This window comes from Halostagnicola alkaliphila (genome assembly GCF_055379965.1).
In genome coordinates this window covers 802,653-817,287 of the sequence record NZ_AP043826.1, presented here as the reverse complement: position 1 = coordinate 817,287, position 14,635 = coordinate 802,653, and the positions used below count along the sequence as shown (strand labels likewise).

14 protein-coding genes and 1 tRNA gene are annotated in these 14,635 nt (G+C 60.3%); 5 read left to right on the top strand and 10 right to left on the bottom strand.

What is annotated here, in order from left to right:
* Positions 1 to 146: 146 nt before the first annotated feature.
* Positions 147 to 1,154, top strand: a complete 1,008-nt coding sequence (locus ACZ5C7_RS09210; protein ID WP_464376031.1) for an NADP-dependent oxidoreductase — start codon at positions 147 to 149, stop codon at positions 1,152 to 1,154.
* Positions 1,155 to 1,525: 371 nt separating this feature from the next.
* Here the strand turns inward: ACZ5C7_RS09210 and ACZ5C7_RS09205 are convergent, their stop codons facing one another.
* Complete coding sequence (locus ACZ5C7_RS09205) at positions 1,526 to 2,293, bottom strand: ABC transporter permease (RefSeq protein ID WP_464376030.1); 768 nt, start codon at positions 2,291 to 2,293, stop codon at positions 1,526 to 1,528.
* 79 nt (positions 2,294 to 2,372) lie between these two features.
* Entirely contained in the window at positions 2,373 to 3,404 is a 1,032-nt protein-coding gene (locus tag ACZ5C7_RS09200; RefSeq protein ID WP_464378419.1) for an ABC transporter ATP-binding protein, read from the bottom strand.
* A 132-nt stretch (positions 3,405 to 3,536) separates the two neighbouring features.
* Between ACZ5C7_RS09200 and ACZ5C7_RS09195 the strand changes: the two genes are divergently transcribed.
* Complete coding sequence (locus tag ACZ5C7_RS09195; protein ID WP_464376029.1) at positions 3,537 to 4,466, top strand: ferritin family protein; 930 nt, start codon at positions 3,537 to 3,539, stop codon at positions 4,464 to 4,466.
* 115 nt (positions 4,467 to 4,581) lie between these two features.
* Here the strand turns inward: ACZ5C7_RS09195 and ACZ5C7_RS09190 are convergent, their stop codons facing one another.
* A complete protein-coding gene (locus ACZ5C7_RS09190) occupies positions 4,582 to 4,920 on the bottom strand; it encodes a cupin domain-containing protein (protein WP_464376028.1) in 339 nt (112 codons plus the stop codon).
* Positions 4,921 to 5,283: 363 nt separating this feature from the next.
* Here ACZ5C7_RS09190 and mptA point away from each other — a divergent pair, with 363 nt between their 5' ends.
* On the top strand, positions 5,284 to 6,219 hold the full coding sequence (gene mptA / locus ACZ5C7_RS09185; protein ID WP_464376027.1) for a GTP cyclohydrolase MptA: 936 nt from the start codon (positions 5,284 to 5,286) through the stop codon (positions 6,217 to 6,219).
* 211 nt (positions 6,220 to 6,430) lie between these two features.
* On the opposite strand, the gene ACZ5C7_RS09180 is transcribed toward mptA, so the two are convergent.
* Positions 6,431 to 7,234 carry a TrmB family transcriptional regulator gene (locus tag ACZ5C7_RS09180; protein ID WP_464376026.1) on the bottom strand — a complete coding sequence of 268 codons (804 nt, stop codon included), beginning with the start codon at positions 7,232 to 7,234 and terminating at the stop codon, positions 6,431 to 6,433.
* Positions 7,235 to 7,315: 81 nt separating this feature from the next.
* The gene (locus ACZ5C7_RS09175) at positions 7,316 to 8,968 is read right to left on the bottom strand and encodes a DUF255 domain-containing protein (protein WP_464376025.1); all 1,653 of its coding nucleotides are present in this window, start codon (positions 8,966 to 8,968) and stop codon (positions 7,316 to 7,318) included.
* A gap of 166 nt (positions 8,969 to 9,134) precedes the next feature.
* Between ACZ5C7_RS09175 and ACZ5C7_RS09170 the strand changes: the two genes are divergently transcribed.
* Together ACZ5C7_RS09170 and ACZ5C7_RS09165 are read left to right on the top strand one after the other, a co-directional pair.
* The gene (locus ACZ5C7_RS09170) at positions 9,135 to 9,761 is read left to right on the top strand and encodes an FxsA family protein (RefSeq protein WP_464376024.1); all 627 of its coding nucleotides are present in this window, start codon (positions 9,135 to 9,137) and stop codon (positions 9,759 to 9,761) included.
* Between the two features lie 67 nt (positions 9,762 to 9,828).
* Positions 9,829 to 9,902, top strand: a tRNA-Ile gene (locus ACZ5C7_RS09165).
* A gap of 316 nt (positions 9,903 to 10,218) precedes the next feature.
* Here the strand turns inward: ACZ5C7_RS09165 and gvpO are convergent.
* The 5 genes from gvpO to ACZ5C7_RS09140 form a co-directional block, all read right to left on the bottom strand.
* Complete coding sequence (gene gvpO / locus ACZ5C7_RS09160; RefSeq protein WP_464376023.1) at positions 10,219 to 10,806, bottom strand: gas vesicle protein GvpO, halophile-type; 588 nt, start codon at positions 10,804 to 10,806, stop codon at positions 10,219 to 10,221.
* A gap of 43 nt (positions 10,807 to 10,849) precedes the next feature.
* The gene (gene gvpN / locus ACZ5C7_RS09155) at positions 10,850 to 11,872 is read right to left on the bottom strand and encodes a gas vesicle protein GvpN (RefSeq protein WP_464376022.1); all 1,023 of its coding nucleotides are present in this window, start codon (positions 11,870 to 11,872) and stop codon (positions 10,850 to 10,852) included.
* Between the two features lie 5 nt (positions 11,873 to 11,877).
* Positions 11,878 to 12,165 (bottom strand): gas vesicle protein GvpA, encoded by a 288-nt coding sequence (gene gvpA / locus ACZ5C7_RS09150; protein WP_464376021.1) that lies wholly within the window; start codon positions 12,163 to 12,165, stop codon positions 11,878 to 11,880.
* A gap of 93 nt (positions 12,166 to 12,258) precedes the next feature.
* On the bottom strand, positions 12,259 to 13,518 hold the full coding sequence (locus tag ACZ5C7_RS09145) for a thiol-disulfide oxidoreductase DCC family protein (protein WP_464376020.1): 1,260 nt from the start codon (positions 13,516 to 13,518) through the stop codon (positions 12,259 to 12,261).
* A complete protein-coding gene (locus tag ACZ5C7_RS09140) occupies positions 13,515 to 14,165 on the bottom strand; it encodes a hypothetical protein (protein WP_464376019.1) in 651 nt (216 codons plus the stop codon). Before ACZ5C7_RS09140 ends, ACZ5C7_RS09145 begins: the two co-directional genes overlap by 4 nt.
* Positions 14,166 to 14,635: the final 470 nt, after the last annotated feature.

The window sequence follows — 14,635 nt, the reverse complement described above, 5'->3', positions numbered from 1 at the left end:
GGCTCGAAACTCAGATTGTCGCGCTCGAGTCGATAGCACCGCATTGGTGGATTAGATGCTATCACAACACGCTATTTCTGAGCGAACAGCGACACCCTCGTTTCCGGGAGCCAAATGTTGACATTTCGTCGGATCGATGCTCAAATATGGCAACGACCAGACAGTGGCACCTCGCGAACCGTCCAGTCGGCGAACCAACCCACGACGCCTTTGAGTTAGTCACCGTAGATCGGCCGGAGCCCGAACAGGGGGAAGTCCTCGTCGAAACGCGCTATCAGTCGGTCGATCCGTACATGCGCGGCCGGATGCGCGACGCCGAATCCTACGCCGAGCCGTGGGACGTCGGCGAGCCGATGAAGGCCGGCGTCGTCGGCGAAGTCCTCGAGTCCAACTACGAGGGTCTCGAGGCCGGCGATATCGTGACGGGCGACCTGTTGTGGGCCGAACACGCGGTCACCCACGGGGGCGAACTCCGACGCGTCGATCCGGACCTCGCACCCGTCTCGACCGCCCTCGGCGTGCTCGGAATGCCCGGCGTGACGGCGTACTTCGGCCTGCTCGACGTGGGCGAGCCGAAACCGGGCGACACCGTCGTCGTCTCCGCGGCGGCCGGCGCGGTCGGCTCTGTCGTCGGTCAACTCGCACAGATCGCGGGCGCACGGGTCGTCGGGACCGCGGGTAGCGACGAAAAAATCGACTGGCTCACCGACGACCTCGGCTTCGACGCGGCGATCAACTACCGGGAGACCGACGACCTCGGAGCCGCGCTCGAGGAGACCTGTCCGGACGGCATCGACGTATACTTCGACAACGTCGGCGGCCCGATCACCGACGCCGTCTGGCCCCGACTCAACCTCCGCGCTCGAGTCGCCGTCTGCGGACAGATCGCGCTGTACAACGAGACCGACGTGCCGACCGGGCCGCGCAAACTCGCGACGCTCATCGAAAAACGGGCGCGCGTCGAAGGCTTGCTGGTCGGCGATTACGAGGGGCGCTGGGGCGAAGCGCTCGAGCGACTCGCCGGGTTTATCGACTCGGGTGAGCTCGAGTACCGCGAAGAAGTCGTCGACGGATTCGAAAACGCGCCCGACGCGTTCCTCGGGTTGTTCGAGGGCGAGAATATCGGCAAGCAACTCGTGAAAGCGTCCGACTGAGACGGGGTCGTCAAATAACAGCTCTCACAGCCACCATGTGAGCGTTTTGATTCGATACGTCACAGAGTATGTACCGGATCTCGTACGCTGATTTTCGTTCGACAGAGCCCGAGACACATAAAATTCATGAACACAGAGATGGGACTCACAGTATGAGCGCGGTTACATCGACGAAACGCCTTCCGGCCCGGGTAGCAACGATACTGGGGGTTATTTCAGTCGTGCTCGGAGCCGCCACGTCTGAGTATCTCGAGACAGGCCCTATTGTGGCTGTTGCTGCAACTGCTGTCCTACTGGTAGCCACAGCGTTCGCCTACAATTTTATGTCCGCTTAGGAGGTCACCCTCGAAGCGGTTCACCGAAGAGACGGCTCAGTCAGAGATTCCATAGCCGCGCTTGAACAGGAATAGATCGATCGCGAGTACGACCACGGCCGCCCCGGATAGCACGAGCAACGACATATTCGGGTTAATCTCCGTCACGCCGATCATCCCGTAGCGGACGCCGTTTACCATGTAGACCATCGGGTTGAGCAGCGACGCAGTGTAGGCCAGCCCCTCGAGTTGGTCTAACGAGTAGAACACGCCGCCGAAAAAGACCAGCGGGCGCAGGAGGAACTGGTTCATGACCGTCAGATGGTCGAAGTCCTCCGCCCACAGGCCACCGATTATCCCGAGGCCGGCGAAGAGAGTGGTCGTCACGACGCCGAAGCTAAGCAGGTACAGCGGGTGTGCGAACGGCACTGTCGTGAACAAAAAGCCGACTGCGACGATCAGCCCGCCGATAATGATGCCCCGAAGCGCACTCGAGATGACGTACCCGCCGACCGTCTGCGTGTGGGAAAGCGGCGAGGTGATAACTTCGTGAATGTACTCGTTCCACCGGCCGTGAAAGATGCTAAAGGACGCGTTCTCGAATGCGTTCGACATGGCTCCGAGCACGACGAGACCGGGCAGCACGAACTGGATGTAGGTCACGTCGCCGACCGATCCGATTCGGCTGCCGAGGATGACCCCGAAGACCGAAAAGTAAAGCACGTTCGTGATCAGCGGCGGGAGGAAGGTGTTGTACGGGCGTCGCACGAACCGGAGCACTTCGCGCTGGATCAGCGTCCGCAACTGTGTGTTCGCTATACTCATAGTCGATCACCTGTGGAAAGCGCGCGCGTTTCGACGACGGCCGGTGAGAGCAGACACGCCCCCGAGGAGACTGGCCGCATCAGACGGCACCTCCCTGCTCGAGGAAATCCTCCTCGCGCTCGGTCCCTGACTGGTCGTCGCCGGGCGACTGGTCCTCGCCGGCATCGTCCCCCTCGTCCGAGCGGGTGACGGATCGATCCTCGTGTCCGGTCAGGTCGACGAACACCTCCTCGAGCGAGGTCCGGGTGATCTCGAGGTCGACGATGTCATATCCCGCCGCCTCGAGGTCGTTGAGCAACTGCGGGGCGGTCGACCCCCCGTCGTCGACCCGAACCTCGAGCGCGTCGCCGCTGAGCCACGCGTCGTGGGCGTAGGCACCCAGCGACGGCGGAGTCGACGGCGGGTTCTCGAGGGCGACCGAAATCGTGTCCGTTCCGCGTTCCTTGAGTTCGTCCGGCGTCGCGACGGTCACCTTTCGTCCCTCGTTGAGGATCGCAACCCGATCGCAGAGGCGTTCGGCCTCCTCGATGTAGTGAGTCGTCAGAAGTACGGTCGTCCCCTCCTCGTTGAGTTCGGTGACGAGTTCCCAGAGGTCGTGGCGCAACTGCACGTCGACGCCCGCCGTCGGCTCGTCGAGAATCAACAGATCAGGGTCGGTGACGAGCGCTCGAGCGAGCAGGAGTCGGCGTTTCATGCCGCCCGAGAGCCAGTCGAAGCGCTCGTTGCGCTTGTCGTAGATCCCGACGCGTTTGAGCACCTCGTCGGCTCGCTTCTCCGCTTCCGAGTCGGGTATTCCGTGGTAGCCGGCCTTGTGCATCAACACCTCCCGAATGGGGAAGAATCGATCCACGTTGAACTCCTGTGGCGCGAGCCCGATCGCGTCTCGAGCCTGCTGGTACTCCGTTTCGACGTCGTGGCCGAAGACGCGTACGTCCCCGCCGCTCTTGCGAACGAGGCCGACGAGCGTGTTGATGAACGTCGTCTTTCCCGCGCCGTTCGGGCCGAGCAGTCCGAAAAACTCACCCTCCTCGACGGTTAGCGACAGGCCCTGTAACGCCCGTATCTCACCGTATTCTTTGATAAGGTCCTGCGTCTCGATCGCCGGTGGCATCACTCGAGCGGTGGCCACGACGGCGGTTAAGGGTGTTGTCATCGGCAGTCTGCGGCCCACTATTCTACTACCTTTTCGTGTCTTTCTACAAACAGCATCAGCTATTATTACGAGCGGGCCGTTGGTCCAACTATGGCCTCGGAGTACACGCCTACGGCGATGATGGACCGCGAATCACGGTCGAACCGATATTACAGAAACGCGGTCGAACGACACTGGGACCCCGGCGAAATCGATCTCTCGAGGGATCGGGAGAACCTCCTCGAGTTCGCCGAGCAGGCCGACGGGTTCGATCGGCTGGCCCTCGACGGAATGGTAAACGGAATCGCGAAGTTCGGCGCGGGGGAGGACGCCGTCACCGAAGATCTCGCGCCGCTGGCGACGGTGCTCGAGGACATCGACGATCAGCTGTTTCTGACGACCCAGCTCTACGAGGAGGCCAAACACGCGGACTTCTTCGACCGGTACTGGCGCGAGGTCGTCTGGACCGTCGAAGACGAGCTCGGGTGGGATCGCTCGAATCCCCGCGAGGAGAAGTGGTTCAACGAGCCCTACGTCGAACTGTTCGACCGAAACAAGCAAGCACAGTACAAGCTTCTCGAGGAAGACACCCCCGAAAACCGCGCCAAGGCGTACTGTCATTACCACCTCGTGGTCGAGGGAATCCTTGCACAGACGGGCTACTACGGGATGCAACGCTCGTTCGGCGGCGAGTTCGAGGAGCTCCCGCATCTCCCCGGCCTCGTCGAGGGATTCACGAGCATCCGCAGCGACGAAGGCCGCCACGTCGGGTTCGGGATGAACCAACTCAAGAAGCTCATCGCCGACGGCGTCGAGCCCGCACTCGTCGAAGACACCGTAAGCGAACTCGTCCCGCTTGTGCAGGGGATCACCGAAGACAACCGGTTCCAGCCCGAGGACGGCGAACCCGCGGGTCTCGAGGAGGGAACGCTCGCGAGCTACGCCGTCAAAAAGCATACCGATCGCATGCAACAGATTACCGACGCGGCCGCCGACATTCCCGACGTCGACGAACTCGTGCAACTCGAGGGAGACGACTGAGTTTCGCGGGCGGTCGGATAAGTCGGAGAAGTTTGGCTGTCGGATCGGTTGGGCGGCCCGTCGAGTAGGTTGGGCCGTCGGCCGAATCCGTCGAATTACCCTCCCCGTTGTTTCGCTACAGCGGCGCGCCGACGAGCACGAGTTTCGCCCGTTCGTCGCTCTCGTTGTGGATCTGTCGCTCCACTTCGGTATCGATCCGGAGCGCTTCGTCGGTCTCGAGCGTTACCGACTCGTCATCGAGATCGACCGTCGCCGTCCCCTCGACGACGTAGTACACCTCCTCCTGGCCGGTGTGGGTTTCGTCGTGGGCTTTACCGCTGACGCCCGGCTCGAGTTCGAGGATCGAAAGTCCGATCTCGTCGGTCTCGAGTTCCTCCTTGAGAAACCACAGACCGCCGCTTTCTTCGGAAATGAACGATTCCGGATCTGTCTTGTGAGCCTTCTCGTAGGACATGTTCGAGAATTGTATCGTACGCCATATAGGTTGGACGGAACCGGAAGGTCTCGAATCGATTCCGTCACGGGTGGCTCCGCTCGAAGGGCGGAGACGATAGCACCGGAACCGATATGCTCGAGAAACCACGTTGTGAAAGATTCGGAGAGTATGAATCGCCAGAACTGTCGTTCGAGCGCACGAGAGAGACCTCGAGAAGTTTCGGATCGCCGTTCGTATCTTCACCTTGTGACGAGAAGCACTTAAAGGAACGCGCGGAACGACCCGCTTCGAGTCGGGACACTCGCTCGAGTCGAACCGTCACGTTCGGCCAACGATGTCCCTTCCGAAAGGTTGAATCGCACGCTGTCCTGAGTACAGGCAATGAGTCAACAGCTTCCCGACGTGCAAGCGACGGCCCCCGACGTCACCGTCGGCCTGAATCAGGTCGGCGTCACCGGCGTCGAAAAACTCGTCAAGATCGCTCGCAACGGCAAACGACCGCTCGTGCTCACCGCTGAGTTCGAGGTCTTCGTCGACCTCCCATCTTGGCGCAAGGGCGCGGACATGAGCCGAAACATGGAGGTCATCGACGAAATCCTCGAAGAGGCCACCCGCGAGGAGGCCTACCGCGTCGAAGACGTCTGCGGTGATGCCGCCGAGCGACTCCTCGAGCGACACGACTACACGTCCAAGGCCGAGGTATCGATGAAAGCGGAGTTCATGCGACGCGAGCAGACGCCCGCCTCGGATCGGGAAACCCAACACACCGTCGACATCATCGCCTCGGCGACCGCAACCGAAGACGGCACTCGAGAGGAAATTGGCGCGCACGTCGTCGGGATGACCGTCTGTCCGTGCTCGCAGGGCATGTCCGTCGCTCGCGCGAAACAGAAGCTCGAGGACCTCGAGATTCCCGAAGCGAAGATCACCGAATTCCTCGACGATGTTCCACAGCCGGGTCACTCCCAGCGCGGTCACGCGACGGTCACGGTCGAAGCCGACGGCGATCCGGAGGTCGATCTAAACGAGATCATCGACATCGCTCGAGAGTCCATGAGCGCCAAGATCTACAACCTCGCGAAACGCCCCGACGAGGATCACATGACGTTCGAAGCTCACTCCGACGCCAAGTTCGTCGAGGACTGCGTTCGAGCGATGGCAGAAGGCGTAGTCTCCGAGTTCGACCACCTCGCCGACGACGCGGTGATCACGATGTCCCAGTCGAACGACGAATCGATCCACCAGCACAACGCACACGCCGAACGGATGGTCGAGATGAAAACGCTTCGCGAAGAAGTCAACGGCGAACTCGAATAACGACCGCCACGGTTTCACCGGTTTGGGTGATTTCGGACACTATACGCGTCAATCTGCAGTTTTGTTGCGCTGAACAGCTACTATCTTTTCACGCAGCTGCAGTCGACAATCGGCAGTCGACAATCGGCAGGCGTCAACACTCGCATCTCGAGCGGGTCTGGAGAATAGCGAGCAGATCTAGCGCTCAGGGCGAGAACAAATCCGCGGAGCGTCAGAACTCGAGGGGCTCCGCTTGCTCCCAGCTCGGGTAGAACTCTTCGTGTACGTCGGCGGCGAACTCGGGGTCTTTCAGGTCGATCATGCCGAAAACCTCCTTGGATTTGAGCGGGTTCGGGACCTGGATACAGACTTCGACATCGTCGATGAGGTTGAACGAGCCCGTAACGTCGTCGTTGATCCGCACGGAGAAATCATCGCGCTCCTGAAGCGCCGCCTGATATCGTCTCCCGACGTTTTCGGAAAGCGACGCGACGAGTTCGCGAGTCATGAGGACATCGACGGAGACGCCGCGATCGAGTGCGTCCTCGAGATGTGCGAGAACCTCGTCGCCGACGGTCCGAATATCCATCTGCGGAGCGGGATCCGCAGAGACCATCACGATATGTTGATCCGCGGCGGTGAGCCGTTCCAAGAGGAGATCGATCGTCTCCTCCGGACCGACTGAGGCAGTCCAGAACTGCTCTTCGACGGGCTCGGCCGCGTCGAGTTCGTCCGATAGATCGTCGACGATCGATTCGTACTGTTCGGCCTTCTCGTCGAGTTCGCGCTTTTTGTCGTCCAGCAGCCGATCGAGCGCGGTTGCAGGTTCGACGGCGACGTACTTCTTGGGACGACTCGCAGTCTGACTTCGAACGAGATTGTACTGTTCGATACTGTTGAGGACGTCGTAAATCCTGCCCATCGGCACGTCACTGGCCCGGGACAGCTCTTTTGCCGTCGTCGGACCGGTGCTCAACAGTGATCGATACGCTCGAGCCTCGTACTCCGAAAGCCCGAGGTCCCTGAGACTGGCCATATGGATACGCAACCAACTCGAGAGTCATAAACGCTACGATAGTTTGGTTTAAATTCGATTCGCCGGCGTTCGTTCGCTGTATCACTCGAGTAGACGCTGAACCTGCTCGCTCAACTTCTGCGGAGTTTCAGCCGGTTCCGAGACGTGTTCGCCTCGTTCGACTCGAGCCGTTCCCGGTTCGATCTCGCCCGCGGCGTTGGGAACGACGACTTTTTCGTGGTCTGCGACACGGAACGCGGCTCGGTGGAGGTCGGAGCCGGCTTGCGTTCCGACGCGGATAACGAGTGGGCCCTCGAGCATTCGTGCGGCGGCGGAGCCGTACTTCGCGATCTGGACGCCGAACCGATCGCTCGCGCCGGCGAAATCCTCGAGGGTTTCTCGTGCGACGGTTCGATACCGCTCCTCGCCGGTCAGCACCTCGAGATCCACGAGCGCGTCCGCGAACGCGACGTTCGCGTCGAGCGGTCGAAGCGACCGGTCGAGCAGGCCCGTTCCTCGGGCTGGCGCATCGATGAACGAGTCGCCGTCCCGAAGCTGATCGACCGTGGTGTCGGCGACGGAGCGCGCGTCGTCGAGCGTCTCAGCGCCGATAATACTCGCTCCCGCGAGCAATGCTCGAAGCGCACGAGCCTGGGTTAGCAACAGCGGCGTCTGCTCTATCGATTCCGAGCTTTCGTCGGCCCCGGGGAGTCGATGCGTTGTGACGCCGTCTTCGAGGAGATCGGTTCGGAGCGTCTCGAGCGCTCGCTCGGCGTATCGGCGGGCGCGTTCGTCGTCCGTGTACGCGTAGTAAGTGAGCAACGCCTCGATCGTCAGTCCGTTCGGACCGGCGAAGACGCCCGGATCGACCGGCGGCTCGTCGGCGTCCGCTCGATCGCTCGCCTCGAGGGTGTAAGAGCCGCCCTCGCCGGGTGCTTGACTGTTCGCGAAGGCGTCGACGTCGTCGTTCCACAGCGTCGTCGTGAGGTACTCGATCGTTCGGGATGCCGGTTTCTGATACTCCTCGCGACCCGTCGAGAGATAGGCGTTCGAAAACGCGCGGACGAGCGCCGCGTTCGAGTCGAGCAACTTCTCGTGTTGAATTCCTCCCCAATCGGCTTCGGCACCGAAACGGTAGAATCCGCCCTCGTACTCGTCGAGCAAGTTCGCGCTGACCGCGTCGAACGAGCGAAGCGCCATCTCGCGGTCGCGCTTGAGCGCGAACTCGAGGGCGTCCGGAAGCGGGAACTTCGGCTCGGTTCCCCAGCCGCCCGCGGTTTCGTCGTAGTTCTCCGTAAGTTGGCCGAGCATCGACTCCTCGATAGCGCTCGAGAGCGTTCCAGCCGGCGGTTCGTCCTCGCGGAGCGGCCGGGGGATTCGACTCGCGCCCTCCCCTTTACTTTCCCACATTGTCTCGACGCTATCGAGAACTTGCCGCATCCCGTCGGGTCCGAGATAGCCCGCACCGGTCAACAGCGAGCCGTCGGGGGCGAGAAAGACCGTCGAGGGGAAGCCGCCCATGTTGTATCGGTCTCGCACTCGAGGTCGTCGATCCGCGTCGACGCGAATCGGGACGAATCGGTCGTTGATGTTCGCGGCGATTCGCGGCTCCGCGTACGTTTGGTCGTCCATCTCGTGGCAGTGATCACACCACGTCGCCGTAAGCGAGAGCAATACGGGGATGTCCGATTCCGCCGCCTCGTCGAAGGCCGCTTGCCCCCATTCGCGCCACTCGACTCGCGTAGCGTCGTCCATACCCGCTTGAACGTGGGTCTCGTGCGTAAGACCTTCGTTCGAGCCCGAGACGGATTCGATGCTGGCACGCCTCGAGGAAGACGGCGGCGGGCTTCGAATTCCGAGGGCAACGGGATCCGAACGTTGAGAGTAAAGGGTTTTGACCCTCCACACCCTAGAACGAGGCATGCTCCGGTGGCTCTCTGCGCTGTTGCTCATCCCGTTTCTGGACGCGGTCCTCCTCGCGTTCGTCTTCAGTCGAACCGACTTCGGTTGGGCCGCGATGGTGTTACTGGTCGTTCTGACCGGGCTGATCGGGATGTTACTCGTTCGCGCGGAAGGACGACGCACGCTGGGGAAGATGCAACGGTCGCTCGCGGAGGGAAAGCCGCCGACGAACCAGTTGCTCGACGGCGGCCTGTTGATCGCGGCCGGTGCCTTCCTGCTCACGCCAGGACTGGTCACGGACCTGATCGGCTTTCTCCTCGTCGTTCCGATCACGCGGATTCCGATTCGGGCAGGCCTCAAGCGGTTCGTGATAGTTCCCTACGCGGACAAAAAGACGGGCGGCTTCGCCAGCGGTGGCGTCTACACGTTCGGATTCCCCAACGGCGAAAGCGCAGGTGGTCAGCAGTCAAAAACAGCGAACACGAACAGTACGGCGAGTGCGAGCGACGCGACGGGCGGCACCTACGACCTCGACGAAGACGCTTACACCGTCGAATCGGACGTCGGAGACGAGGAGTACACAATCGAGTTCGGTGACGAGGAGTCTCGAGACGACGAGACGGACAACGACCCCTTCGCTCGGTAGCGGTTCGCACGGGTCTAAGAGAAAGAAACGCTTAAACGTACCAGCCCGCAATTCACTGATGCGAAGCGGGCCAATAGCTCAATTAGGTCGAGCGCCACTCTGATAAGGTGGAGGTTCTCGGTTCAAATCCGAGTTGGCCCATATTTTTGTGGCGAGCGAACCCGCGAGCCGCAACTATGGAATCCAACTCAAATTTGAATCTCGGAAGTCACAGCCCGCACAGCGAGTGTAACGAGCGAGCAGGAATGTCTTCCGTTGGTTCAAATCCGAGTTGGCCCATTTCTTGTGGCGAACAACTCCGTGAGTCCCGATCGTAGTATCTAACTCGAATGTGGGGGGTGTCTGGCACCAAGAGAGGATCGTTTTACGAAAATCGAGACCAACGTAATTGGTACGGAGGATACTGGCGCAGCTGGCCGAGACGAACGCTGTCCAGAGCGGGTCGCTCGAGCACGCGCTACTCGGATTCGAACGAACCCGTATCGCCGCGGCGGTATCGGTCGATCCGCTGGTATCCCAGCACGACGGCGTCCTCGTCGAGTTCGATCTCGTATCGACCGAGGACGTCCTGCGTGTCGGGAACCGACGCCCGTTCGACGACTTCGGCGACCGCACGCCAGCCCTCGTCGGTCGGCGTAATCTCGCTCACGCCGTCGAACCGGTAACCGATCAGTTCACCCGCCGTCGACTGAACGGTCCGACGGACCGCCAGCACGCCTTCGATTTTGCTCTCGTCGACATCGTCCATCTCGAGATCAGAGTCCTCCAGCGAACTCGTGTCGACGTCTTCCGGGTCCGTCGTTTCCTCTCCGGCCATCGAGGCCGTTTGGGAACTAGAAGAGTCCGCTCCATCCGCCGATTCTTGCTCTTCCTGTTCTTGCTCCTCCTGTTCTTGCTGTTGTGTTGTTTGACTGTCGCTCACGGTTGGATCACTCTCGTCGTGTTGATAGCAAAACCCGTCGTCCTGGGCCGGCCGTGAACAGCGCTCACCGTCGCCGGTGAGAGCCTGACATCGCTCGCTTGTGTCCGTGTCGGCTTCGGCCATAGGGGTTTGAATTCGTCTCGGAAATTCTGTCTTCGGTTGGACTTTACACTGTGTCTGCGATTTGATCGCTGAGTTCGGTCACGTCGCTTCCCTCGCGTCCGCCGGCGACCTTCGGCGAAAGAACGTCGGTGAAGACGTCGGTAAGCAGTTCGTCGTCGACTGATTCGGTGCCGTTGAACACCGATAGCCCTTTTGCCGTCGTGATTGCGGCTCGAGTGCCGACGACGATATCGAGTTCGTCGCGAAGTTGCTGGGTCGTCTCGACGACCCGTTCGATCTGATCGGCAGGCAACTCGACGTGGGCGGCGACGATTTCGCGCTCGGTTTCGGCGTCGTAGTAGTCGATGTGGACGCCGACGACGCGATCGAGAAGGGCATCTTGTTGCTGGTGGACTCCCGCGTACTCGACGTCGTTCGAGGTGAGCACCGCACGAAATTCGGGGTGAACGTCGATCGTTCGATCCTCGCCGCGTTTTCCCGGTCGTTCGAGGACGCCTTCCTCGAACACCGATAGCAAAACGTTGTGTGCGATCGGGTCGCTTCGGGAGAACTCGTTGTACACCAGCGTTGCACCCTCTCGAACGGCGACCGAGAGGGGGTTGTCGACCCATCGTTCGCGAACGATCTGGGTCCGTTTGTCGACGCCGCTGACGAACTGATCGCGCTCTTCGTACCGTTCCCCGCCCGCGTGGTCGCCGACGAGGGCTGCCGTGTCGACCGCCTCGTCTCCGTTGAGCCAGACGACCGGCCGACCGCGTTCCGCGGCGGCAGAAAGCGCCAATGACGTCTTCCCGCAACCGGTCGGTCCGATCAGGTGGACCGGCTGTTCGGCCTCGAGCCAGCCCTGAATCCGTCCCCGAATCGAATCGATCTCGTCGGTTTCGACGAACGGCTCCGGAGCAACGTCTTCGGGGGACGACAGCGGTGTGTCGCCGTTTCGTTCGCCGGCCGACGCCGCCTTTCTGCGGAGCTCCTTCTTTGCTCTCCGACCGCTCTTCTGTGCGCGATCGGTTCGGATTTTCTTTCCGCGGACCTTCCGCTTTCGCGAGGACGAATCGTCCGCCATCGAGGTTATTGTGAGGCCGACTGTGGTGACGACTCGGGGCGTTGCTCGACCTCGAGTTCCTCGAGGTCTTCCAGATCTCCCTCGGCCGTCGCTTGCTCAATTTTTGCGATTTCCTCCGCGTAATGGAGGAACGTGTCCACCGACGCCACGACGACTCGCGCTTCGATGGTGAGCAGTTCGATGCCGACAACCGAAATTCGTGCCCAGATATCGATGACGACGCCCTTGTCGAGGACGCGGTCGAGTACCTCTGCGAGACTAGAGGAATCTGGTCTTCGTTGTGGTGATGCCATTCCGTGTTGGATTCCATCGTGAATGGGTTTGACGACTGGCACTGCGCTTGCAAGCCAGAAGAGGGAGTTCTCGAGTCGATGACAAGCGCTCGCCTACGAGGTTTCGTCGGGGTTGTAGCTACAGACGAAGTGGCGGTCTCGGTTATCCGCGATGTATTCGTAGATCCGTTCGCCGACCATTCTGACCGGCGGAAGGACCATCAACAGCGTGATCGGGAAGAAGATCCGGAACTGCTTGAACAGGTGCCGGAACGCGTCGTAGCCGCCGTAAGCCTTGCCGTCGCGAAAGAGATACATCTCCTTCTCGAGGTCGACACCGTCGCGTTCGACCAGTTCGGACGGAGCGTCCGACTGCGTGTAGAACTGCACCGAATCGTTGATGTCGAGGTGCTTGAAGAGATAGAGGGTCCTCGCACAGAAGTAACAGCGCTCGTCGTACACCAACTGAACAGCGTTCGTCTGATCCGCGGCGATTTTTCGGTAGCCAACGTCCCAGGCGACGTACAGTGAGAGAACGACGATCATATCGACGAAGTAGATCCCGAGCGTCAGGATGACGCCGACGTGAAAGCCGATCAGACCGAGGATAAACGGCGTCACCGTCACGCCGAGTACGATCGCAACGATAAACAGCGACTGAACGAACGCGGTTCCGACGAAACCGAGCCAGGCCAGTATCTCGTGTTGGACGACGAAATCACCGATTGGTCGGTACATTCCCGTTGCGACCTGATTGTAGACGATGTCGCGCTGGAGGTCGGCCCCGGAGAGATAGATTTCCAACCCGCCGTTGAGCAGTTTCCCCCACGCGGCGCCGAGATACATCAGCCCGAGGATAACGAGACCCCATTTGAACGGCCGCATCCGATAGCTCTGGTTCGATCCCTCCTTCAGGAACCAGTTCAGTTGATCGATGGACTGCTCTTTCGTTCGAATCACCGCGTCGGCCGACAGCACGTCGTCGTCGTGGAAGAACGCGAACAGGAGGATGAAATACGCGCAGACGAACATCGACTCGACGGTCCCCGACATGTAGATCGTCGACTTGACCGACAGCATCTGCATCAATAGGAGACTTGCGAGGCCGCCGGTCCACTTTATCTTGTACCCGACGATGAACAACGCGAGCAGTCCGGCGACGAGCCACTGCTGATAGGGCAACAACGAGAACAGCAGATCGTTGTACAGGAAGTTAATTCCGGGGTTGAAGTCCCGAGGCCACTCCTGGTAGAAGCCCCAATCGAGGAAGACGACGCGCCAGAGAACGTACGCGCCGAGCACGACTCGAGCGGCCGCGAGGTTGATCGGTGACGAACGGGAGTCGTCGGCGAAGTAGTTGATAAACGCACTCATGTGTGTTCGTGTTCGGTGATCGTTTGATTGTCTACGTCGACCGTGAGTCGGAGGTCGCGCTCGTGGGATTCGATCTCGGTGTTATCGTCGGTAACCGTCAGCGTCCGTTCGTAGATCCGAATGGCTTCGAACGCTTCGAATTCCTCGAGTTCCTCGGCAGACCACTGCTTATCGTCGGTGTAGCGCGGTGGTTCTAGTGGCTCCGTGGGAGGCGGATACTCACCAGATTCGACGTCAGCACGATACTCTTGGGCGTTAGAAAGATAGAAATCGGCGATCTCTAGTCGATCCTCATCCGGGTACTCCTCGACCATGTGTCCAGCGATCGTCGACGACCGACTGCCGGTCGTTGGCGGCGCCGCACGGTAATCGTAGTACAGTTCGTTTCCGTCCGCGTCGACGACGACGAACTCGTGGGCCGTGTTCTGTTCGTCGTTCGGCTGCGAGAACTTGTGCATCTCGACGACGGGCATAAGCGGCGTACCGACGACGGTGACCGCGAGGAGGACGAGCAAAAATCCCCCGACCCAGACGGACCGTGCGACCTCGCGATCCGAAAGCGCGAGCAGGACGAGCGTTCCGAGGAAAAACCCGACGTAAAAGACGGGGAAAATTATCCCCCGGAATTCGGAAAGCAGCTCTAGCATTTTCTCATCTCCGTTCTAACCAATCCGAAATGTCACTATAGTAGTTCCGTACGTTCATTGCGTTCATCTCCAATGGAAATCCGTCTAACAGATCACTAAACCGATTCTCGAAAACAGTTCGATGGCGGTTATCGGGCGCAATTTGGTATCTAACAGGTTGTTAAATGGATCTCGAAAACGACTACTCGAGAGAGTAGTATGCTAACAACAGCCACAATCACGCTGGCTTACCGGCCGAAAATCCAGAGACGCAATTGGCCAGCGCCAACGAGACACTCGTCGACCCGGCCAAAAGAAATTGGCCCGAGATACATAACGGGCGACGTAGTACAGCGAAATGGCTACCGACGAGTGGCCATGGGAAGACAGGGAGTCGGCGTGTGGAATTTTCTATCGACCGCTCGAGAATCAGCCGACAGGCGTCCCAGTGAGAACGGGGTGGAACAAGTGAAACGGAGTGGAACAAATAC